The organism is Pandoraea pnomenusa (genome assembly GCF_000767615.3).
GTDB lineage: Bacteria > Pseudomonadota > Gammaproteobacteria > Burkholderiales > Burkholderiaceae > Pandoraea > Pandoraea pnomenusa.
The window spans coordinates 1,005,317-1,027,738 of record NZ_CP009553.3 but is presented as its reverse complement, the minus strand read 5'-3'; the positions used below and the strand labels follow the sequence as shown (position 1 = coordinate 1,027,738).

General features: G+C 63.5%; 21 protein-coding genes and 3 tRNA genes. 5 read left to right on the top strand and 19 right to left on the bottom strand.

From position 1 onward, the window contains the following. Positions 1 to 25 precede the first annotated feature (25 nt). A complete protein-coding gene (gcvA, locus tag LV28_RS28735; protein WP_023872192.1) occupies positions 26 to 991 on the bottom strand; it encodes a transcriptional regulator GcvA in 966 nt (321 codons plus the stop codon). A gap of 149 nt (positions 992 to 1,140) precedes the next feature. Between gcvA and LV28_RS28730 the strand changes: the two genes are divergently transcribed. After that, positions 1,141 to 2,367 (top strand): MFS transporter, encoded by a 1,227-nt coding sequence (locus tag LV28_RS28730; RefSeq protein WP_038618651.1) that lies wholly within the window; start codon positions 1,141 to 1,143, stop codon positions 2,365 to 2,367. A gap of 5 nt (positions 2,368 to 2,372) precedes the next feature. After that, positions 2,373 to 3,269 carry an oxidoreductase gene (locus tag LV28_RS28725; protein WP_023594438.1) on the top strand — a complete coding sequence of 299 codons (897 nt, stop codon included), beginning with the start codon at positions 2,373 to 2,375 and terminating at the stop codon, positions 3,267 to 3,269. Between the two features lie 237 nt (positions 3,270 to 3,506). Here the strand turns inward: LV28_RS28725 and LV28_RS28720 are convergent, their stop codons facing one another. The 8 genes from LV28_RS28720 to pgsA form a co-directional block, all read right to left on the bottom strand. After that, positions 3,507 to 3,920 carry a VOC family protein gene (locus LV28_RS28720; RefSeq protein WP_023594437.1) on the bottom strand — a complete coding sequence of 138 codons (414 nt, stop codon included), beginning with the start codon at positions 3,918 to 3,920 and terminating at the stop codon, positions 3,507 to 3,509. A 211-nt stretch (positions 3,921 to 4,131) separates the two neighbouring features. Continuing rightward, entirely contained in the window at positions 4,132 to 5,055 is a 924-nt protein-coding gene (locus LV28_RS28715) for a LysR family transcriptional regulator (protein ID WP_038618654.1), read from the bottom strand. A gap of 326 nt (positions 5,056 to 5,381) precedes the next feature. Further along, positions 5,382 to 5,804, bottom strand: coding sequence for a hypothetical protein (locus LV28_RS28710; RefSeq protein ID WP_224785287.1), 423 nt, complete (start codon positions 5,802 to 5,804; stop codon positions 5,382 to 5,384). Positions 5,805 to 5,919: 115 nt separating this feature from the next. Next, positions 5,920 to 6,312, bottom strand: coding sequence for a nuclear transport factor 2 family protein (locus LV28_RS28705; protein WP_038618657.1), 393 nt, complete (start codon positions 6,310 to 6,312; stop codon positions 5,920 to 5,922). A 206-nt stretch (positions 6,313 to 6,518) separates the two neighbouring features. After that, positions 6,519 to 6,592: transfer RNA gene (locus tag LV28_RS28700), tRNA-Cys, on the bottom strand. 113 nt (positions 6,593 to 6,705) lie between these two features. Further along, positions 6,706 to 6,781 (bottom strand) — tRNA-Gly (locus LV28_RS28695). 49 nt (positions 6,782 to 6,830) lie between these two features. Beyond that, positions 6,831 to 6,906: transfer RNA gene (locus LV28_RS28690), tRNA-Gly, on the bottom strand. Positions 6,907 to 7,083: 177 nt separating this feature from the next. Beyond that, positions 7,084 to 7,677 (bottom strand): CDP-diacylglycerol--glycerol-3-phosphate 3-phosphatidyltransferase, encoded by a 594-nt coding sequence (pgsA, locus tag LV28_RS28685; protein ID WP_023594433.1) that lies wholly within the window; start codon positions 7,675 to 7,677, stop codon positions 7,084 to 7,086. A gap of 177 nt (positions 7,678 to 7,854) precedes the next feature. On the opposite strand from pgsA, the gene kch reads away from it, so the two are divergent. Further along, a complete protein-coding gene (kch, locus tag LV28_RS28680) occupies positions 7,855 to 9,081 on the top strand; it encodes a voltage-gated potassium channel protein (protein WP_255315181.1) in 1,227 nt (408 codons plus the stop codon). Between the two features lie 47 nt (positions 9,082 to 9,128). Here kch and uvrC read toward each other — a convergent pair whose 3' ends face one another. Next, positions 9,129 to 11,387: an excinuclease ABC subunit UvrC gene (uvrC, locus tag LV28_RS28675; protein ID WP_023594431.1), complete on the bottom strand. Its 2,259-nt coding sequence runs from the start codon at positions 11,385 to 11,387 to the stop codon at positions 9,129 to 9,131. Positions 11,388 to 11,509: 122 nt separating this feature from the next. On the opposite strand from uvrC, the gene earP reads away from it, so the two are divergent. Next, entirely contained in the window at positions 11,510 to 12,760 is a 1,251-nt protein-coding gene (gene earP, locus LV28_RS28670; RefSeq protein ID WP_023872198.1) for an elongation factor P maturation arginine rhamnosyltransferase EarP, read from the top strand. Between the two features lie 136 nt (positions 12,761 to 12,896). Then, positions 12,897 to 13,454 (top strand): elongation factor P, encoded by a 558-nt coding sequence (efp, locus tag LV28_RS28665; RefSeq protein WP_023594429.1) that lies wholly within the window; start codon positions 12,897 to 12,899, stop codon positions 13,452 to 13,454. 148 nt (positions 13,455 to 13,602) lie between these two features. On the opposite strand, the gene nagZ is transcribed toward efp, so the two are convergent. The 9 genes from nagZ to LV28_RS28620 all read right to left on the bottom strand — a co-directional run bounded on the left by nagZ (position 13,603) and on the right by LV28_RS28620 (position 22,409). Continuing rightward, complete coding sequence (gene nagZ, locus LV28_RS28660; protein WP_023872199.1) at positions 13,603 to 14,637, bottom strand: beta-N-acetylhexosaminidase; 1,035 nt, start codon at positions 14,635 to 14,637, stop codon at positions 13,603 to 13,605. Further along, positions 14,634 to 15,095 (bottom strand): holo-ACP synthase, encoded by a 462-nt coding sequence (acpS, locus tag LV28_RS28655; protein WP_023594427.1) that lies wholly within the window; start codon positions 15,093 to 15,095, stop codon positions 14,634 to 14,636. The genes nagZ and acpS overlap by 4 nt, the downstream gene beginning before the upstream one ends. Before the next feature lie 124 nt (positions 15,096 to 15,219). Further along, entirely contained in the window at positions 15,220 to 15,981 is a 762-nt protein-coding gene (pdxJ, locus tag LV28_RS28650; protein ID WP_023872200.1) for a pyridoxine 5'-phosphate synthase, read from the bottom strand. Beyond that, entirely contained in the window at positions 15,978 to 16,982 is a 1,005-nt protein-coding gene (gene recO / locus LV28_RS28645) for a DNA repair protein RecO (RefSeq protein WP_038618660.1), read from the bottom strand. Before recO ends, pdxJ begins: the two co-directional genes overlap by 4 nt. After that, a complete protein-coding gene (era, locus tag LV28_RS28640) occupies positions 16,969 to 17,862 on the bottom strand; it encodes a GTPase Era (RefSeq protein WP_023594424.1) in 894 nt (297 codons plus the stop codon). The genes recO and era overlap by 14 nt, the downstream gene beginning before the upstream one ends. Before the next feature lie 54 nt (positions 17,863 to 17,916). Next, positions 17,917 to 18,951, bottom strand: coding sequence for a ribonuclease III (gene rnc, locus LV28_RS28635; protein ID WP_023872202.1), 1,035 nt, complete (start codon positions 18,949 to 18,951; stop codon positions 17,917 to 17,919). A gap of 276 nt (positions 18,952 to 19,227) precedes the next feature. Continuing rightward, a complete protein-coding gene (gene lepB, locus LV28_RS28630; protein ID WP_023594422.1) occupies positions 19,228 to 20,142 on the bottom strand; it encodes a signal peptidase I in 915 nt (304 codons plus the stop codon). A gap of 18 nt (positions 20,143 to 20,160) precedes the next feature. Continuing rightward, complete coding sequence (gene lepA / locus LV28_RS28625; protein WP_025250325.1) at positions 20,161 to 21,966, bottom strand: translation elongation factor 4; 1,806 nt, start codon at positions 21,964 to 21,966, stop codon at positions 20,161 to 20,163. A gap of 197 nt (positions 21,967 to 22,163) precedes the next feature. Continuing rightward, entirely contained in the window at positions 22,164 to 22,409 is a 246-nt protein-coding gene (locus LV28_RS28620; RefSeq protein WP_023594420.1) for a glutaredoxin family protein, read from the bottom strand. Positions 22,410 to 22,422 lie beyond the last annotated feature (13 nt).

The window sequence follows — 22,422 nt, the reverse complement described above, 5'->3', positions numbered from 1 at the left end:
CGTGAAAGCCGTAAGACCTGCCGCGTCAGGGCCTTGCGATGTTCTGCAATTGACGAGCCGGTCCGGCCTCATGGATCGCCATGTCCTTCATCCACTGCTCGAAAGCGGACACGGCGGCATCGTCGGCGCGGTCGGCGTTCGTCACCAGCATGTAGTCGTCGGCACGCCATGCGGGCGACGCGATGGGACACACGAGGCGCCCTTCGGCGAGATCGCGCGCGATCAGCGGCAGCGACGCCAGCGCCACGCCCAGTCCCTCGATGGCTGCGCCCAACTGAAGATTCACGTGATCGAACTCGACGTGACGCGCCGCTCGCAGATCGGGAGCGCCCGCCTCCTTCAACCAGTGAGACCAGGCGGCGCGTGTCGTCGCGGAGTGGAGCAGTGTATGTTGACGCAGGTCGGCCACGTGCTGAATCGGATGCCGGCGCAGCAACGCGGGACTGCAGGCCGGGATGCGCACGTCGGGCATCAACGGCCGCGATACGACCCCCGCACCCTGCTCCGGACCGGAACGAACCCCGATATCGAACGCGTCGGCGACGTAGCGCAGCCTGCGCGATGTGGTCGACACCCTGACGTCGATGTCCGGGTATCGCGAGTGGAAATCGGCCAATCGCGGCAGCAACCAGCAGAACGCAAAACTCATCGGCACGTTCACCCGCACGACCCCGGATATCCGCTGCCTGGCCGTGTTGTGACGCAACCGCACCACCGCGGTACCGAGGGACTCGAACGCACTGCTCACGTCGCTCAGCAGCGCGGCGCCCTCGTCGGTCAACACGACACCCCGCGGCCGACGGTCGAACAGCGGCAGGCCGAACCAGTCCTCCAACAACCGGATCTGCTTTCCGATGGCCCAGTGCGTCACGTGCAGTTCCGCTGCCGCGCCCGCGAAACTGCCATGCCTCGCAACCGCATCGAAGGCACGCAATGCGTTGAGCGGGGGCAACTCGGTGCGGGACTTCGAAGCGCCTGGGTTCGCATTCATGACGTGACTTTTTCTCTCTATTGACGCGATTTTAGCTCAATTGAACTATCGGGCATCCCGGCCATAGAATTTTCCACATCGAGCCAGAAAGTGACAGCGCGAGCGGCTTTCGATGACAATCCGCCCCCGCTCGCCCGGAGAGAATAACGATGCGCCTGCCGGTTTTTTCCCCTCCGCTTGCTCAGGAGGCCATGCCATCACGACCACGCGTGCTGTGGCTGTCCTGCGTTGCGCACGCCATGCACGACGGCTACACCGACATGATCTATGCGCTGCTGCCGGTGTGGCAGTCCGAATTCGGACTCGACTTTGCGGCTCTGGCGATCCTGCGCGGCATCTACGCAGGTGCAATGGCGGCATTGCAGTTGCCCGCCGGATGGCTGGCACAGCGACTGGGCAGTCGCGTCACGCTTGCCAGCGGTACGCTCCTGGCCGCGCTCGGCTACGCCATCGCAGGCATGTCCGGCGGCCTGATCGGTTTGTGCGTGGCGCTGGCGATCTCGGGCAGCGGATCGAGCACGCAGCACCCCATCGCATCGGGCGCCGTCTCGCGCACCTTCGGACGCGATGCAAGAGGTCCGCTCAGTCTTTACAATTTCTCCGGCGACCTCGGAAAGTCGATCCTTCCGGCGGCCATTTCGGTGCTCGTGACAGTAATGTCGTGGCGACACGCGCTATGGATCGTCGCCGCCATGGGCGCCATTGTTGCGGCCGTCATCGTACTCATGTTTCCCGCCGTCCCCCGCAGCGCCGGCACGGCGGCGGAAGCGGAAGCGGAAGCGCCGCCCGGGCAACGCGGTGATCGCGGAGGTACCGGAAAGCGCGGATTTTCCACCCTGTTTTCCATCGGCGTGCTGGACACGGCGGTCCGCATGGGGCTGCTTACCTTCCTGCCTTTCCTGCTGGAGGCCAAGGGCATCTCGCCTAAACTTCTTGGAACGGCGCTCGCGCTGGTCTTCGTTGGCGGCGCGGCGGGCAAGTTCGTCTGCGGCTGGCTGGGCGCGCGCATGGGGGTGGTGCGCACGGTGTTGTTCACCGAGGGCGGCACCGCTGTGAGTATCGTCGCGCTGATCTACCTGCCGCTGCCCCTCGCCATGGTGCTGCTGCCGATGCTGGGCATGATGCTCAATGGCACATCGTCGGTGTTGTACGGCACCGTTCCGGAGTTGACGGCGCCCGAAGGCGCCGAGCGCGCATTCGCGATTTTCTACACGGGCACGATTGCGTCCGGCGCGATATCGCCGGTCCTTTACGGCTTTCTGGGCGACGGCATCGGCGTGCAGGCGGCCACCTACGCGACCGCGCTCACCGCCCTGGCGATCGTTCCTCTTGCCCTGGCCCTGCGCCCTCACCTTGCAGATGATCGAACCGGATGAACCCTATGACAACGCGAGACCTCCCCTCTGTCGCCCTCGTCGGTCCGGGCGCCATCGGAACGACAGTGGCGGCATCCCTTCATGAGGCGGGACGCACGCCGATGATCTGCGGCCGCTCGGCGCACGAGCGGTTGGTGCTGCGCCATGATGACGGCGAGATCGTCGTGCCCGGACCGGTCGTGACCGATCCCCGGGCGGTGAAAGACAAGTTCGATCTCGTGTTCATCGCGGTGAAGGCGACGCAGGTGACAAGCGCGGCGCCCTGGATCTCCGCGCTTTGCCATGCGGAATCGGTTGTCTGCGTGTTGCAGAACGGCGTCGAGCAGAAGACCGCCTTCGCACCGTATGCGTCAGGCGCGACTGTCCTGCCTTCGGTCGTCTGGTTTCCCGCGCAGCGCGAATCCGACGCGTCGGTGTGGTTGCGCGCAAGTCCCCGGATCACGCTGCCCGATGTGCCGGAAAGCCGAAGCGTGGTCTCGGCATTGGGCGGCACGCGATGCTCGGTGGAGGTGGCGGAAAATTTCGTGACGCTCGCGTGGCGAAAGCTCTTGCAGAACGCGGTGGCGGGCCTCATGGTGCTGACGGGGCGTCGCGCGGGCATGTTCTCGCGAAGCGACATCACCGCATTGTCGCTCGCTTACCTGCGGGAGTGTCTCGAAGTCGCCCGCGCCGAGGGTGCGAAGCTGGACGATGACGTGCCGCGTGCGATCGTCGATGGGTTCCACCGGGCGCCGCCCGATCTCGGGACGTCGATCCTTGCCGACCGGCAGGGGAATCGCCCGCTCGAGTGGGATTGCCGCAATGGCGTCGTGCAACGATACGGTCGCGCTCATGGAATTCCGACGCCGATCAGCGATCTGATCGTGCCGCTTCTCGCGGCGGCCAGCGATGGGCCGGGCTAGGCGTGGCAAGGCGTCATCGTGCCGGCGGACGCTGCGGTTGATCCAAACGACGACGCAACGACATGGCAAGACAAAATCGCTATCCCCATCGGCGCGACTGGGGCTGGCATGTGTCGTCGCCGGGGGTGGCGCCAATGACCGTTACGTCACGAGACGTCGCCAGCCGGAGTGACTGACGGCTCATAACAACGGTGCGGCTCGCATCGTGTTCGCGAGCCGCGCGACGTCGTCGGGCCTTCAACCGTGAGGCGGAATGGCGTCCGGGTCCATCCACATCACCTCCCAGATATGACCGTCCAGATCCTCGAAGCTGCGTCCGTACATGAAGCCGAAATCCTGAACAGGCGTGGGGTCCGCCTTGCCGCCGGCGTCGGTCGCCTTCTGCACGAGTTCGGACACCTCCGCCCGTCCACCCGCTGACAGACACAGCAATACCTGGGCCTCCGCGTGCGCATCGACGATTCGCTTACCCGTGAACTGGCGCCATTTGTCGTGGGTCAGCAGCATGACGTAAATCGTCTCGGAGATCACCATGCATGCCGCGGTTTCATCCGTAAACGCGGGGTTGTTGACCGCGCCGATGGCCTCGTAGAAGGCCTGGGATCGCGGCAGGTGTGTCACGGGCAAGTTGATGAAAATCTGCTTGGTCATGATCTGGCTTCCTGTCATCGAGCGATATGTGGACTTGGGGGGTGAATGTAAGCCGTGCAGCGATTGTCACGGCACTGTACTGACGACCGGGGCCGTCGATCCGGCGTACCTTACCGGCTCGCTCCCGTGACAGGAAGCCTACAGGTTGCAACGAGGCGTTGCGGAACTGGAACGCCCCCCACCGGACATGAGGACGGGAGGACACCAGCGATCAGGCGGTGGCCGGATCGGACGCCCACCTTGCGCGCAAGAGTTCGAGGAACACACGCACGGCCGACGTGATGCCGCGCCGGCTGGGATACATGGCGTAAAGCGTGGCCGGGCGCGAGCGCACGGCTTGCAGCACGGGCACCAGCGTGCCGTCATCGATGGCGTCCTGGCAAAGATAGGACGGCAACTGTGCCATGCCGGCGCCGCGCAGCGCGAGTTCGCGGATGACCAGCAGGTTATCCACGGCAATGCCTGGCGTGATGGCGATATCGATCGGTTTGTCATCTGCGTCGACGAACTGCCATGGCCGCGGATTTGCCAGCGTGCCCTGCGCGAGACAGGGGTAGGCGGACAACTCGTCGAGGCGCGCGGGCGGACCGTCGGCTTTCAGCAACGACGGATGGGCTACGACCATCGACGCCGATGTCGCCACCGGCATGGCGATCACGTCCTCCGAGGCGAGAGGCACAACGGCCGCGCGAATGACCAGATCCAGTCGCTCCTCGGCAAGATCGACAAAGCGATTCGAAAGCGTCAACTGCACCCGCACGCCCGGGTGCGCGCGCGCGAACTCGGCCAGGATGGGGGGAAGCGTGGTCTCGGCGATCAGCACGGACGTGTGGAGGTGGATCACGCCCGATGGCTCCGCAACGGCATTGCGCGTGAGGGCGCCGATCTTGTCGACGTGCACGGCGGCCTCTCGCGCGTGCGCGAGCACGGCCTCGCCCACCGGCGTGAGGCCGAAGGCTTGCCCCGAACGGTGCAGCAGCCGCACGCCGAGCGCGCGCTCGAGTGTCGCCACCCGGCGGGACAACCGCGACTTGGCGATCCCGGTCTGCCGCTCCGCGGCACTGAATCCGCCGGCATCGACCACGAGGGTGAAGAGCAGCAAGTCGTCGAGATGTGCGCCGCGACTCTGCAGCATAGGGACGGATGCGCTATGGACGACGGAAGCGGCTCGTGAACCTGGCATAGGAGGCGCAATAGGAGACGGAGAGGAGACTGAGATGCGGGGCCGCGAGATTGCGGGCATGCCGATGCTACCGTCAAGACGAGCCGCTGGGAAGGTCGCGGTCTTTCCGTCATCCGATTGGGGAGCCATTCCCGGGGGGGGACAACTGTCGAGCCGCCATTGTGGATGCCCTCGTCTGGCCGAATGTTCTCGGCCGTGACAGGGCGCTAACGCCCCAATGCGGCCCCTCGCATTTCTCAAAACCAGTCACTGGGACAGCGTGTGGTGGGAGAGTCGTGCTATCCCTTCTGCCAGAGAACGTAGGCGTTGGTACCCATGGCGTCGACATTGGGCATTTCGCCGACCCGCACATGCTGAAAGAAGCCCAAACAATGACTCCATGGCGATGTGTCGGGATCGGATTCAATCCGACACGAATACCCCAACTGCTTCCACGCTATCGACCTGTCGTTATTGCAGCACGAAAGGACCTCTTGGGCGATTGCCTCGCACCAAATCAAAGCATCTTCTGCTGACTCCGCCGCGATGAAAACTCCGGTCATCGATTCATAATCTTCGATCACTCCGCGCTCGAATAGCTGTCGTGGTTCAGGTTCGTGGTATTGAAAAATGACGAGGTATTCGTGTGCCATGTCGAAGAAGATTTGTTTAACGACATCAAGTCGTGGCCTGTCGTTGCAGATTGCCGAAGAACCCAGCACAGACGTCAATCGTCCGCTTCTGACCGCACTCAGACGAACAACGTCGTCTCGCTCGCTCTGGAACCACCAAAGACACACGTCGATTCATCCCAATCGAAAAACCCTCCCGATCCATTTACAGAGATTCAACGATCGTCCCTTGGTGGTAGAGGATCTTCCAGCCTTCGGACGAACGCCTCCAAAGTGTCGCGCGCCGCGTAGTCTTAGCGCCCTGCAGCAGCGCATATGTCAGCAGGTAAGTATCGGGAGCAATTTCCTGGCAGAAAAAGTCCTTCGTCTCCCAATTGTCTTCGACCGGGCTGGCGTATCGCTCCTCCAGCGTGTCGAGCACGTACTGCCGACTATAGAGTCGTCCCGATGCTCCCACCTCCCAAAAACTGGCGTCGGTCATCGATTCGAAAGCCGCACGGTCGGTTCCACGCTCTGGCCGGTGGAAAATCGGTTCTCTCGATGACAATTCGGTTTGCACGGAGAGAAGCGCTGGGTCCGTGATTCGAGCGCGTTCCATTGCGTGGATGGCAAGGTGTCGAGATTGGGGACCAATTATCACCGCATCGGGAATCTACGTCGAGCGACCGCTCTTGGCCGATCGCAGTCGTCGGCACACTCGACATGGCGCGCCAGCGATATACAGATGAACTCGCCGATTAGCGCTGAAGCACCATAGCAGCGTAGAAAAAGAAAAAGCCCTGACAAGTCAGGGCTTTTGAATTTTGGAGGCGGGAGTCGGAATCGAACCGGCGTACACGGCTTTGCAGGCCGCTGCATGACCACTCTGCCATCCCGCCATCGGGATATGCCGCATTGTAACCACTCGCTGTCGCCATCGAGGGCGCCCGTCGGATCGATCGCCGTGGGCTCTTCGGCAAATAAAAAGGGAAGCCAGGCTTCCCTCTGGATTTGGAGCGGGAGACGAGTCTCGAACTCGCGACCTCAACCTTGGCAAGGTTGCGCTCTACCAACTGAGCTACTCCCGCATGACACCGAACACCAAGGATTCACTCACTCAATGTCCAGTGTGAAAACTGGAGCGGGAGACGAGTCTCGAACTCGCGACCTCAACCTTGGCAAGGTTGCGCTCTACCAACTGAGCTACTCCCGCATTGTCATGCGTACTACCAATCCAACCACTTCTTAAAACTTCGCTGCCGGGCTAGTGCCGTAGCAGCGAGAAGGAGATTATGTCCAAACCGCGATTCAGTGTCAAGCACCTGCACCGAAAATTTGTGGAGATTTTTCTCCTCCACCGCGCAAATCCCGCATCCTCAGAGACTTGCGCTCACATCTTGACGCCACCACGCTCGCGAATCTGCGGCCATGCGCGGCGCAGATAATACAGCATCGACCACAACGTGAGAACCGCCGCCACGTAAATCAACCACGTGCCCCAAAACCGCGTGTCGAAACGCAACCCGCCCCACGCCAGTACGCCGTTGAACAGCAACAGTGGAATCGCCACCATCTGCGCCGCCGTCTTGATCTTGCCCAACTGGTGCACCGCCACGCTGCGCGACGCGCCAATCTGCGCCATCCATTCGCGCAACGCCGAAATCGTGATCTCGCGGCCAATGATGATCAATGCCACCAACGCGTTGATCCGTCCCATCTGCAACAGCATCAGCAGCGCCGCCGCCACCATCAGCTTGTCGGCCACCGGGTCCAGAAACGCCCCGAAGGCCGACGTCTGGTTCCAGCGCCGCGCCAGAAACCCGTCGAACCAGTCGGTCAACGCCGCCAGCACGAAGATGGCGCACGCCACCCAGTTCATCTCGACCGACGACAGCCACGTCGTCGGCAAATAGTAGACGCCGACCACCAGCGGGATCAGCACGATCCGAAGCCAGGTCAGGAAGATGGGGACGTTGAAAGGCATGGCAGCATGAGTTCGGCACACAGCAGTCGACACACGGCGCACTCGGCAGCCGTACCAGACCCGCATTGTGCCGTGTATGCCCCGCAGCGACAAGGCCGGAGCGCCCGCGCGCCTGTTGACATGTGCGCCGGTGTGCCCCTATCTTGCTCGCAACCACCTGCCAATAGCGCCGATCTCGTGAAACTGCCCTGGCCCCTGTCCGCCCCGCGACGGCCGCTGCTGTCGCCGCACATCCTCATCGCGGCGCTCGTCGGGATCGACGGTCTGCTGCTCGTCGCCTCCGTGCTGCTGCGCGTGCCCGGCACCCTGCTCATCGACCTCTTCGTGCGCGGCGACATGTCCGCGCTCGAACGCATCGAAGCCACCCACCTGCCCCGGCTGCTGTTCGGCCTGAACGCCATCGAGCGCATCGACTTCTCTCACTTGCCCCGCGCACTCGTCGGCCTGGCGCTCGTCGCGCTCGCCTGCGGACTCGCCATTCGCGCACGCACCGCCTGGGCCTTCACGCTCGTGATGCTCACGCTCGCCGCCGCGATCAATTTCCACCTCGACATCCGCTTCGATCTCACGTTCGTTCTCTCGGTCGCCTGCTTCGCACTGCTGCTTTGGTATTGGCGCGAATTCGACCGCGCCAGCTTCGCCGCCGCCACGCTCTACACACTCGTGGCCGTGTTCGCACTGCTCGTCTACTCGACGTTCGGCACGATGTACCTCGGCCGCGAATTCCAGCCCGCCGTCACCGATCTCGCCACGGCGTTCTACTTCGCCATCGTGACGATGACCACCGTGGGCTACGGCGACATCGTGCCGCATACGACCGATGCACGATTGTTCACCGCATCCGTCATCCTGTTCGGCATCAGCGTGTTCGCGACCTCGTTGACGGTCGTGATCGGCCCGCTCGTCGGCGGCAATCTCAGGAAAATTCTCGCGGGGAGATTCACTCACGTGATCAGAAAGAACCACTACATCGTCGCCGGTACGTCGCCGCTCGCCGTCAACGTCCACCACGAACTGACCAAGCGCGGCTGGCCCGTCACAGTCATCATCGCCAACGGCTCCGACAACCCCTACCCGGAAGATGCCGACGTAATCCACGGCGACGCCAGCGACAACAATGTGCTGAGCCATGCCGGCATCGAACGCGCGAAAGCCTTGCTGGCGCTGCGGGCCGACGACTCCGAAAACGCCTTCATCGTGCTCGCCGCCAAGGAAATCGCACCGTCGGTGCGCACCATCGCTTCGGTCAACGACAGCAAGCATCTGAGCAAGCTCAAGCGCGTGCAGCCGGACATGATCTTCGCGCCGCCGGTGGTCGGCGGCGAACTGCTAGCACGCACGCTCTCCGGCGAAACCGTCGACAACGAGACCGTCATGCGGCTGCTGTTCCACGGCGACACCTGAGACGCCACCGGGCCGTTGACTCGAACCTCGCATCGGCGACACGCCGCTCAATGCAACTGGCGGTAAATCTGCTCGGCCAACGTTGTCGAGATGCCCTCCACGCTTGCCAGTTCGTCGATGCTCGCGGAAGCCACGCCCTGCAGCCCGCCGAATCGCATCAGCAACCGCTGACGGCGCTTCGCGCCGATGCCCTCGATCTCCTCGAGCCGCGACGTCTGGCGCGCCTTCGCGCGCTTGGCCCGCATGCCGGTGATGGCAAAACGGTGCGCCTCGTCGCGAATCTGCGCGATCAACATCAGCACGGCGCTCTCGCGCCCAAGCTCCAGCGGGGCGCGTCCGTCGGCGAAGATCAGCGTCTCGAGGCCCACCTTGCGGCCCTCGCCCTTGGCCACCCCCACCAGCCGTCCGATGTCGATGCCCAGCTCGACGAAGACCTGTCGCGCCACTTCGACCTGCCCCTTGCCGCCGTCGATCAGCACCAGTTGCGGCAGATTGCCCTCCACGTCCGAAGCGTCCGACGGCGCCGACGGCGCAGCCGCCGTCCCGGGCGCGCCGCTAACCTGGCTTGCATCGCCCGCCGACACTGCGGCGCTGTCGGGCATCACCTCCGTGCCGGCCTCCGCTCGCGCGACATCGGCCGCCACGGACGACGGATCAGTCGCGTCGCTCACGGTCGAGGCGGCCGCCTCCATCAAGCGGCCGTACCGGCGCGTGAGCACCTGACGCATCGCCGCGTAATCGTCGCCCGGCGTAATGCCGGTGATGTTGTAGCGACGGTATTCGCTCGTCTGCATCTTGTGATGATGGAACACCACGCACGACGCCTGCGTCGCTTCGCCCTGCGTGTGGCTGATGTCGAAGCATTCCACGCGCAGCAGCGCCGGGTCGTCGATGTCGAGCCCGATCGTCTGCACCAGCTCGCGCGTTCGGGCCTGCTGACTGCCCTGCTCCGTCAACAACCGGGTCAGCGCCAACTGCGCCCCCTGCAACGCCATGTCGAGCCATGCGCGGCGCTGGCCCTGCGGTTGCCGCACCATCGCGATACGGCGGCCGGCCTGCTCCGACAACGCGGCGAGCAACTCGTCGCTCGGCAATGCGTGGCTCACGATCAGCACCGGCGGCACGGACTGGCCCAGATAGTGCTGCGCGACGAACGCCTCCAGCAACCTCGACTCGAGCGATGCCGACGGCGTATCCGACGGCATATCCGACGGCATCTCGCCCGCGATGTCGCCGGCGGTTCCGGCTTCGTGCGATTCGTCATCGGCGGCCGTCGCCGGAATGGCGGCGTCCTCGTCGAACTCGTCGGCAATGCCGCCCTCGACGCCACGCTCCACATGCGCCGGAAAGTACGCTTTGTCGCCCAGATGGCGCCCGCCGCGCACCATGGCGAGGTTCACGCACGCGCGGCCGCCCGCGTAAGCGACAGCAAGAATGTCGGCATCGACATCGCCCGCGGTCTCCACCGACTGCTGCTGGAGCACGCCGGAAAGCGCCTGCATCTGATTGCGCACGACCGCCGCCTGCTCGAACTGAAGCGCCTCGGCGTACGCCATCATCTTGCTCTCCAACGCGCCGAGCACTTCGTTCTGGCGCCCCGAGAGGAACGCCGCCGCATTGTTCACGTCGCGGGCATAGTCTTCGTCCTGAATCGCGCCGACGCATGGCGCGCTGCACCGCTCGATCTGATGCAGCAGGCACGGCCGCGTGCGATTCGAAAAGACCGAGTCCTCGCAGGTCCGCAACTGGAAAACCTTCTGGAGAATCTGGATGCTCTCACGCACGGCCCACGCGCTCGGGAACGGCCCGAAGTACTGCCCGCGACGATCCACCGATCCCCGGTAATACGCCATGCGCGGATACTTGTGCTGCGTGAGCTTCAGAAACGGATACGACTTGTCGTCGCGGAACAGAATGTTGTACCGGGGATGCAGCGCCTTGATCAGGTTATTCTCGAGCAGCAGCGCCTCGGTTTCCGATCGCGTGACGGTCGTCTCGAGTTTCGCGATGCGCGCGACCATCAATGCGATGCGCGGCGAGAGCTGCGTCTTGTTGAAGTAGCTCGACACGCGCTTCTTGAGATTGCGCGCCTTGCCAACGTACAGCACGTTGCCCGCCGCATCGTAGTAGCGGTAGACGCCCGGCAGATTGGGCAGTTGCGCGAGCAACTTGCGGGCGTCGAACAGCGGCGCGTCGTTCGCCGTCTGTGCCGAAGGGGCCGGCGGTTGCGCGGCATCCGTCGCCGTGGCGGCTTTCGCCTTGCGGGACTTGCGCGGAGGGACGACGTCGTTGGCGTCTTCTGTCATGGACTCTGGCGATCGGGGCTTCACTGCGAGTGCCGCGCTGACGACTTGGCGCCGATGGCGAACGTCACGCGTCACAGGGACTAAAATCAGAAGTTTAGACCAATCCGCGTTGCCGCTTCTCAATGTCCCTGTCCACCTCATCCCACGCTGCGAGCGCCTTTCCCCTGGTGCCCCGCTGCGATCTGTTCTGCACCGTCGTCGACAATTTCGGCGACATCGGCGTGTGCTGGCGACTCGCCCGGCAACTCGTGCGGGAGCATGGCTGGTCGGTGCGGCTGTGGGTCGACGACCTCGCAAGTTTCCGTCACCTGCGCCCGGACATCGACACCTCGCGCGCCGCACAGCGGTGCGACGGCGTTGACGTGAGGCGCTGGGATGCCGACTTCGGCCCGGTGACCGACGACAATGCGCCGGGCGACATCGTCATCGAGGCGTTCGCCTGCCGGATTCCCGAGACCTACGTCGAGGCGATGCACGCGCGCAAGCTGGCCGGCAATGCGCCGGTCTGGATCAATCTCGACTATCTGAGCGCCGAAGACTGGGTGGAAGGCTGCCATCTGCAGAAATCGGTGCACCCACAACTGGGGCTCCTCAAGACGTTCTTTTTCCCCGGCTTCACCGAGCGCACGGGCGGCCTCGCACGCGAACGCGAACTGCTTTCGCGCAGAGACGCCTTCCTCGCATCGCGCGAGTTGCAGGACGCCTGGTGGCAACGCGTGCCCGGACTCGCCGAGGCGCCGCGAGACGCCCTCGTGATTTCGCTCTTCGCCTACGAAAACGCCGCGCTGCCGGCGTTGCTCGACCAATGGGCCAGCAGCACGACGCCGATCGTCTGCCTCGTCCCGCAGGGGCGCATCGCGCCTGCCGTGGGCGCCTGGTTCGGCCGCGATGCCCTTGCCCCGCGCGAGTCGGCGTCGCGCGGGGCGCTGACGGTCCTTGGGCTGCCGTTCGTTCCGCAGTCCGAATTCGACACGCTGCTGTGGGCCTGCGACCTGAATTTCGTGCGCGGGGAAGATTCGTTCGTGCGGGCGCAATGGGCGGCCAAACCGTTCGTCTGGCACATTTATCCGCAGCGCGAAAACGCCCACCATGAGAAGCTGGACGCCTTCCTCTCACGCTATCTGAGCGACTGGGCCGCTCGCAAGGCCGACGCCGGCACCGATGCCGCGCCATTGAGCCACGCTGCCCGTGAGGCGCTGCGCACTTTCTGGCATCTCTGGAACGGTTACGCCAGCACGGCGCCGGACTGGCCGGCACTGGCCGCCGCCTTGCCGGAATTGCAGCGGTACGCGCGGGTGTGGGCCAACGCGCAGGCGACGCTCCCCGACCTCGCGCGACAACTGGCAAGCTTTGCGGAAAATCAGGTAAAATAGCTGGTTTTTCAACGCTTTGCTGCTGAACCGCTGTCCCGGATCGTTCCGGCGGATGCGGGAATCAAGCGGCGAATGAGCGTATGGAAGCGCTCAACAAGCGGCAAATCGCTTATTTCGTCACAGGATCTCGTTTTTTATGAAAACCGCTCAAGAACTCCGCGTCGGCAACGTCGTCATGATCGACGGCGAGCCCAATGTCGTACTCAAGACCGAATACGTCAAGTCGGGCCGTAACTCCAGCGTCGTCAAGATGAAGTACAAGAAGCTGCTGAGCGAAGGCCGCGGCGAATTCGCGTACAAGGCCGACGACAAGTTCGACGTCGTCGTGCTCGACAAGAAGGAAGTGACCTACTCGTACTTCGCCGACCCGATGTACGTGTTCATGGACGCCGACTACAACCAGTACGAAGTCGAAGCCGAGAACATGGACAACGCCATCAAGTACCTGGAAGACGGTATGCCCTGCGAAGTCGTGTTCTACAACGACAAGGCCATCTCGGTCGAACTCCCGACGTCGCTCGTGCGCACTGTCGAATACACCGAGCCGGCCGTCAAGGGCGACACGTCGTCGGGCCGCGTGCTGAAGAACGCCAAGATCAACGATCTGCTGGAAATCCAGGTGCCGCTGTTCGTCAACACCGGCGACAAGATCGAAATCGACACGCGCGACGACTCGTATCGCAGCCGCGTCTAAGCGTTAGCGGACCGCCGCGGCGCCCTCGGGCAACGCGGCCGTCACGTAACGAAAAAAGCGCTCGTCCCTTCGGGATCGAGCGCTTTTTGTTTGCGCGTCGCGGTTGGCGATCGGGTCGTCCGGCCACCCGCCCGATCACCCACTCGGCCTATGCGCCGAACGTCTGCGCGATGAGGCGCTTCGCGGCCTGGTACTCCGGCTGGGTCTGCATCTTCTCCCAGCCGTGCGCCTTGCCGCGCCCCTTCAAATGCTTGATACGACGTTGCGACACCGGATCGGGCGTCGACGTCATCTCGCGCAGCAGACGATCGGCTTTCTCCGGGCTATTGCAGATGAGCACCATATCGCAACCGGCTGCCATCGCCGCATGCGCGGCGCTCACGACGTCGCCTGCCGCGCTGGCGCCCTGCATCGACAGATCGTCGCTGAAAATCACGCCATCGAAGCCATATCGCCCACGCAGGATGTCCTTGAGCCACTTCGACGAAAAGCCCGCGGGATTCGGATCGACCTGCGGGTAGATCACGTGCGCCGGCATGACCGCCGAGAGCGACATGCCGAGCCAGTCGTACGGCTGCGCGTCGACGGACAGGATTTCGTCGAGCGAGCGCTCGTCGACCGGAATCTCGTGGTGCGAATCGGCCGCGACAAAACCATGCCCCGGGAAGTGCTTGCCGCAGTTCGCCATGCCGGCAAGCAGCAGGCCGTGATTCAGACTCTTGGCCAGCATGGCCACCACGCGCGGATCGGCATCGAACGCGCGGTCGCCGATGACCGTCGACGTGCCATAGTCCAGGTCCAGCACCGGCGTGAAGCTCAGATCGATGTCACAGGCACGCAGTTCGGACGCCAGCACGTAGCCCACCGCCGTCGCCGCGCGCGTGGCCGTGAACACGTCCTCGTGCCAGAGCTTGCCCAGCTTGCCCATCGCGGGCAGATGCGTGAAGCCGTCGGTGCGAAAACGTTGCACGCGCCCGCCCTCGTGGTCCACCGCGATCAGGATGTCGTCGCGCACCTCGCGAATCTGCTTCGTGAGCGAACACAGTTGCGCGCGGTCGTCGAAATTGCGGGCAAACAGGATGACACCCCCGGTCAGCGGGTGATCGATGCGGCGGATGTCGTCCTCACTGAGGGTCAGCCCGACGACGTCCAGCATCACCGGGCCCGGCCTGCGCTTCGTCATTGCGTATTCTCCGATGCAATATTGCCAATGTTGCCTAAGTTACGTGACGCGATCGCAAACGCGACCGCATATTCCTTCTCGTCCGTGATCGAGATTTCGATCGTCAACTGCCGCTCGGCCAGCCACTGCACCAAGGCGCCCGAGGCAACCACTACGGGCTTGCCCGATGGCGCATTGAGCGTTTGCACGGCACGCCACGTCATGGGCGAGCGCATGCCGAGCCCGATGGCCTTCGACACGGCTTCCTTCGCCGCGAAACGGGTACACAGATAGGCCAGCCCGCGCGCTTCGGAGCGATTCCGACGCGCGTGATACACCTTGAGTTCCTCCGGACCCAGCACGCGCTCGGCGAAACGTCCACGGGTGCGCTCCATCACGCCGATCACGCGGCTGATCTGAAGAATGTCGGTGCCAACGCCGTAGAGCGTCGTGGCCAGCGGGGCCGCCGGCGTCGACACCGGCGTCGGCGACTGGGGTTGCGACTGAGATGGCGACGGGGTCGGCGCCTGGGACGACGGTGAGGACACCGGGGACGGCGGAGTGGATTCGCTCATGGGCAGACGTAGACCATGTTGCCGCGGTTCAGCCGCGCGCCGCGATACGGCTGGCGACCATGATGGCCTTCATCTCGCGAACGGCGTTTTCCCAGCCGGCAAAAATGGCGTGGGCCACGATCGCATGGCCGATGTTCAGCTCGGAAATACCCTCGATGGCGGCGATCGGCTGCACATTTTCATAGTGCAACCCGTGCCCCGCGTTCACGCGAAGGCCCAGCGACAGACCCAGCGCCACGGCACGCTCGATGCGCGCGAACTCCGCCTCGCGCGCGGCTTCGTCGTGGGCTTCGGCATACCGCCCGGTGTGCAGCTCGACCACGGGCGCCCCCATGCGGGCGGCGGCACGAATCGGCGCCTCGTCCGGGTCGATGAACAGCGACACGCGACTGCCCGCCGCGGCAAGCTGCTGCGTGGCCGCAGCCACCCGGTCGTAGAGGCCGACGACATCCAGCCCACCCTCGGTCGTCAGTTCCTGGCGACGCTCCGGCACGAGGCAGACGTCGTGCGGCTTCACGCGGCACGCGATCGCCAGCATCTCTTCCGTCACGGCGCACTCGAGGTTCATGCGCGTCATCAGCTTGTCGCGCAGGTTCGTCACGTCGTCATCGCGAATGTGACGACGATCCTCGCGCAGATGCAGCGTGATGACATCCGCGCCCGCTTCTTCGGCCAGCAACGCAGCCTTGATCGGATCGGGGTACGAGGTACCGCGCGCATTGCGCACGGTCGCGACGTGATCGATGTTCACCCCCAGGTCGATGGGGTTGCCTTGGAAGAAGAGGCTCATAGTTTTTGCAGGTCGAGCAGGATCTGCCGGGTATTGAGCGGCACACCGCCCAAATGGTGATTGAGAAGAAAGCGCATGAGCAGCTTGCTTTGCTGCACGGTCTGCGCCCGCGAGTAGTCGTCCTGCTCCATGTCGAGCAAGGTCTGCCCGCTGATGACGGGCCAGTCGGACGGCTCGTCGCCGAGCGCCGGTCGCACGCCCCAGTCGGGATGGAACACGTAGCGACGTTCGGGCACGACCTTGCCGCGCGTTTGCGTGCAACGGTCGAATGCCACGGCGTAGCCAGTCTCGCGCAGCAGCACGCGTTCGAACGCCCGCAGGATGATGCCCGCCGGCTCGCCGTGCGCGAGATGATGCAGGGTCGTGAGATAGTGCTGGAACAACTTGTCGTGCGGGTCGTCGCGCGCGCAGAACTTCACCAGCAATTCGTTGAGGTAGAAGCCGGAGAGCAAGGCGTCGCCCTCGAGCGGACGCAAGCCACCGACCCATTCGGCCTTGGTCAATGTCCTTAGCTCGCCTTTGCCGAGCCAGGCGAGCGAGAGCGGCTGGAACGTCTGGAGCACACCGCGCAGTGCCGAATGTGGACGCTTCGCCCCCTTCGCCACCAGCGCAATCCGACCATGGTCGCGCGTGAGCACGTCGATAATCAGGCTGGTCTCGCGATACGGATAGCTGTGGAGCACAAAGCCGGGCTGCTCCGTCACTCGGCTTTGCTCGCGCTCGGCCGCCTTCGCTGGCGACGTCACGCGACGCACCCGCTTCGTCTCGCGTTTCGCGGCGTCGGCGTTTGTTTCGGCCTGCTGGAAGGCCTCCGACGCATCGTCGTCCACCGCACGGGGGCGCGCGCCGCGCGGCTGACGCGAGCTCCGCGCACCCGATGCGGCCGTGCTGCCTGCCGTGGCCTCGCTTCGCGATGCGCGCGGCGCGGCCGCCGCAGCCGGCGTTACCGATTCCGGCGCGGAAACTTCGTCACGGGTCGTGTCGAGTTCACTCGTAGCCATACGCCCGCAGGCCGGCCTCGTTGTCGGCCCAGCCGCCCTTGACCTTGATCCAGACCTCCAGATACACCGGCCCGTCGAAGAGCTTCACCATGTCGAGGCGAGCATCGGTGGAAATCTGCTTGAGCTTGGCCCCCTTGTTGCCGATGATCATCGCCTTGTGGCTGTCGCGATCGACCAGGATAGTGGCAAAAATACGCCGCAGATTGCCTTCCTGCTCGAACTTGTCGATGATGACCGTGCTGGTGTAGGGCAACTCGTCGCCGGTCCAGCGGAAGACCTTCTCGCGAAGGATTTCAGCGGCCATGAAGCGCTCGCTGCGATCGGTAAGATCGTCTTCGCCGTAGATTGGATCTCCTTCGAGCAGGTACGGACGCAGCACGCCCAGCAGGCGCTTGATGTCGTCCGGACGCTTTGCCGAAAGCGGCACGATCTCACGGAAGTCACGCGCCTCACCCACCTTGCGCAGGAACGGCAGCATTTCGGCCTTGTCGGCAATCCGATCGAGCTTGTTGACGATCAGCAGCACCGGCGTGGTCTCCGGCAGGAGCTTGAGCACCTTTTCGTCGTCCGGGCCGAAGTTGCCCGCTTCGATGACGAATAGCACGACATCGACGCTCGACAACGTGGACGTCACGGCGCGATTGAGAGAACGGTTCAGCGCCGTTGCGTGACGCGTCTGGAAGCCCGGCGTATCGACGAAGATGTACTGCGCGTCGTCCGTGGTGCAGATGCCGGTAATGCGATGTCGCGTCGTCTGCGCCTTGCGCGACGTAATGCTGATCTTCTGACCGACGAGGGCGTTGAGCAACGTCGATTTGCCGACGTTCGGACGCCCGACGATCGCCACGGTCCCGCAGCGAAAATCCGTCTTATCGTTCATGGTGGGTAACTCTCTTGAAAGGGGCCGGCGCGATGCGCGCCCCTTGAATGGGACTCAGGCGGCTGCCGGGGGTTGCTTGGCGGCGTCGATCTTGTCGGACGCCTTTTCCGATGTCTTTTCCTGCGCTTTCTCGGGCGTTCGCTCCACCGCCTTTTCGGCCGTCGCCGCGCGCGACGCGACGTTGCCGCCCGATGCCGTCATGGCGGGTGCGCTGGACGCGCCGGCGGTACCTTCTCTCGACTCCCTGCCGTCCTTCACATCCTTCACGTCCTTCGGTTCGCGAATTTCCACAGGGGCCACAACGCTCATCTGCCCCGCCTTCTCCGCCTTCTTGGCCTCGGAGGCGGCGGCCTTCGCCGCGCGTTTTTTCGCCGCCTTGGCGCTCTTCTCGGCCTTCGGCTTCGCAAGTGCCGGCATCTTCTGCACTTCTTCCAGCGCCTTTTTCGCGGCCGCCTGCTCCGCGGCGCGACGGCTGGCACCGGATCCGCCCACCTTGATGTCCAGCTTCGGCACCGTGCACTCCACCTCGAATTGCTGGTTGTGCGCGGCACCGTGCGTGGCGATCACTGTGTACTGCGGCAGTGCAATCTTGTGACCTTGCAGATACTCCTGCAGCAGCGTCTTCGCATCCTTGCCGAGGGTCTTCGGATCGACATGCTCCAGTACCGGCGTATACAGACGCTCGATCACCGCGTAAGCCGCTTCGAACCCGCCGTCGAGATACATCGCGCCGAATAGCGCCTCCAGCGTATCGGCCAGAATCGACGGGCGACGGAATCCACCGCTCTTGAGCTCACCTTCGCCCAGACGCAGGAAATCCGACACGCCAAGCGTCTGCGCAATTTCGTACAGGGACTGCTGCTTGACGAGATTGGCGCGCACACGCGAGAGGTCGCCTTCGTCGAGCTTGCCGTAGCGACGGAACAGAATGGCCGCGACGGAACAGTTCAGAATGGAATCGCCGAGAAACTCCAACCGCTCATTGTTGGCGGCACTGTGGCTACGATGCGTCAATGCTTGGCAAAGCAATTCCGCATCGTGGAAGCGATACTGGAGGCGTTCTTCCAGTTGGTTCAGAGATTGAGGCATGGCGCAAGTATAGCGCGACGCTCCCGCCCCGGCGTGCGTCGTCGCCAAGAAACGACGCGCTTAACCGCCGTCGGACGGGCTTTTCGGACTCGCTCGAGCGTGATGGATCGGAGATTTCCAAGGTGAGCATGACGTCATCTCCCCGGCGGTCACTACCCGCCACATCATTACCCATGAATCACAAAACAATAATGCGGAAATTGGCAAATTATTGCCAATTTCCGCATCAATAAAATCTTGCCCCGGAAGGATGATTTCCCGGGGCGCGCGAGCGGCTTACTGGAATTTGCCGAGGCGCTTGAGATTCGAGAAGTTCATCCAGATGAAGAATGCGCGCCCCACGATGTTCTGCTCGGGCACAAAGCCCCAGTAGCGACTGTCCGCACTGTTGTCGCGGTTGTCGCCCATCATGAAATAGTTGCCCGGCGGCACCTTGCAGATCACGCCCTGGCTGTTGTACTGGCAGTTCTGCTTGTTCGGGAAGTCGTCGGCGCCCATGATATACGGCGGCACGTTCGGATCGTTCAGAATCCGGTGCTTCACGCCTCCCACTGTTTCTTCGAATTGCTTGAAGTAGGCGATGTGTTCGTCGTCGAAATAATCCGGCATGGCGGTTTCCGGCACCGGCACGCCGTTGACCGTCAGCTTCTTGTTCTGGTACGCCACCACATCGCCCGGCACGCCGATCACGCGCTTGATGTAGTCCATGGACTCATCCTTCGGGTAGCGGAACACGACCACGTCGCCGCGCTTGGGCTCGCCCACGTCGATGATCTTCGTGTTGATCACCGGCAGGCGAATGCCGTAGTCGAACTTGTTCACGAGGATGAAATCGCCCACGAGCAGCGTCGGGATCATGGAACCCGACGGAATCTTGAACGGCTCGACCACGAACGAGCGCAGTACGAACACCGCCAGAATCACCGGGAAGAAGCTCGCCGAGTACTCGAGCCACCACGGCTGGCGAAGCTTCTCGTCGCGTAGCTTCGCGCGCGCGCTTGCCACCGCGCCGCCTTCCTGGGCACCGGAGCCCTGAATGCCGGAACCCTGCAACGAGAGCTGCTGCTGATCGAACTGCGCCACGGCCTCCTGTGCGGCCCGGCGGCGCGCCGGTTGAAACACCAACTTGTCGGCCACCCAGGCCACCCCGGTCACCAGCACCAGGATCAAAAGAATCAGGGCGAAATTCATGCGGGACCTGTCGCTACGTTATTTGTCTTCGACTTGCAAAATGGCAAGGAACGCTTCCTGAGGAATTTCAACGCTCCCCACCTGCTTCATGCGCTTCTTGCCTTCCTTCTGTTTCTCGAGCAGCTTCTTCTTGCGTGTGATGTCGCCACCATAGCACTTCGCCAGCACGTTCTTGCGCAGCGCCTTGATATTTTCACGCGCGATGATGTTCGCGCCGATGGCCGCCTGGATCGCAACATCGTACATCTGGCGCGGAATGATCTCGCGCATCTTCGCGGCCACCTGCGCACCGCGGCGACGGCTCTCCGAACGGTGCACGATGATCGACAACGCATCGACCTTGTCACTGTTGATGAGCATGTCGACCTTGACCACGTCCGACGCGCGGTATTCCTTGAATTCGTAGTCCATCGAGGCGTAGCCGCGCGACACCGACTTCAGACGATCGAAGAAATCGAGCACGATTTCGGCCATCGGAATTTCATAGATCAGGCGCACCTGGCGGCCGTGATACTGCATGTCGATCTGGACACCGCGCTTTTGCTGGCACAGCGTGACGACCGGGCCGACGTATTCCTGCGGCATGTACAGATTGACCGTGACGATCGGCTCGCGAATTTCTTCGATGCGGCCCGGGTCCGGCATCTTCGACGGGTTTTCCACCGACACCACCGTGCCGTCGCGCTCGGTTACCTCATAGATCACGGTCGGCGCCGTGGTGATGAGGTCCATGTCGAACTCGCGCTCGAGACGTTCCTGCACGATTTCCATGTGCAGCAGACCGAGGAAGCCGCAACGGAAGCCGAAGCCCAGCGCCTGCGACACTTCCGGTTCGTATTGCAGCGATGCGTCGTTGAGCTTGAGCTTTTCGAGCGATTCGCGCAGCGCGTCGTACTGGTTCGCCTCGACCGGATACAGGCCCGCGAACACCTGCGGCTTGACTTCCTTGAAGCCCGGCAACGGTTCCGGCGCGGGCTTGGTCGTGGTCGTCAACGCGTGCGTGACGGTATCGCCCACCTTCGCGGCGCCCAGTTCCTTGATGCCCGAAATGATGAAGCCCACCTGACCGGCCGACAGCGACGTGCGTTGCTGCGACTTCGGGGTGAACACGCCGACCTGCTCGACCAGATGGGTCGAACCCGTGGCCATCAGAAGAATCTTGTCCTTGGGCTTGAGCGTGCCGTTCACGACACGCACGAGCATCACCACGCCCACGTAGCTGTCGAACCACGAGTCGATGATCAACGCCTGCAGCGGCGCGTTGGCATCGCCCTTGGGCGGCGGCACCTTGGCGATCAGCGCCTCGAGCACGTCTTCCACACCGAAACCGGTCTTTGCCGAACAGCGCACGGCGTCGGTCGCCTCGATACCGATAACGTCCTCGATCTCCTGGATCGCGTTCTCGGGCTCGGCCGAGGGCAGATCGATCTTGTTGAGCACCGGCACGACTTCCACGCCCAGTTCGATGGCCGTGTAGCAGTTCGCCACGGTCTGGGCTTCCACCCCCTGCGAGGCGTCGACCACGAGCAGCGCGCCTTCGCATGCGGACAGCGAGCGGCTCACTTCGTACGAGAAGTCGACGTGTCCGGGCGTGTCGATGAGATTCAGGTTGTAGGTCTTGCCGTCGCGCGCCTTGTATTGAAGCGCGGCCGTCTGGGCCTTGATGGTGATGCCGCGCTCGCGCTCGAGGTCCATCGAGTCGAGCACCCGCGATTCCATTTCACGATCGGACAAACCGCCGCTCAACTGGATGATGCGATCGGCCAGGGTCGATTTCCCGTGGTCGATGTGGGCGATGATCGAAAAATTGCGAATAAGGTCCATGAGGCGGGCTATAGAAAAGTCGGTGCCATCGGATTCGGCTCGGCAGCGGCTTTCGAGAGAATCGGCAAACACGACATTTTAGCCGAAAGCGCATCGATTCCGTCCGGAATCGGATGCCTCGCGGCGTTTTACCGGTAATGACGGGAAGGTTTCGAGGACGTTCGTGGAATACGCTCGCGGCGTGGCGTGGATCGGCCTCATTGCGCGGGGAAGACGGCGGCAACGGCAGCCGCGTCGAATCGGTACCGGCACAACTCGCGATCGCCGAGCGCAAGCACCGGCACGATTTCATCGTACTTCGCTTCGAGCGCCGGGTCGCTGTCGACATCGACGACAGTGACGGAGAAATCGCGCGCCGGACGCCACGCTTCGAGGGCCGCCAGCATGTCATCGCACAGATGACACCACTTGCGGCCGTATAGCGTGAACGCCGGCGCACTCATGAGTCGGCGGCTG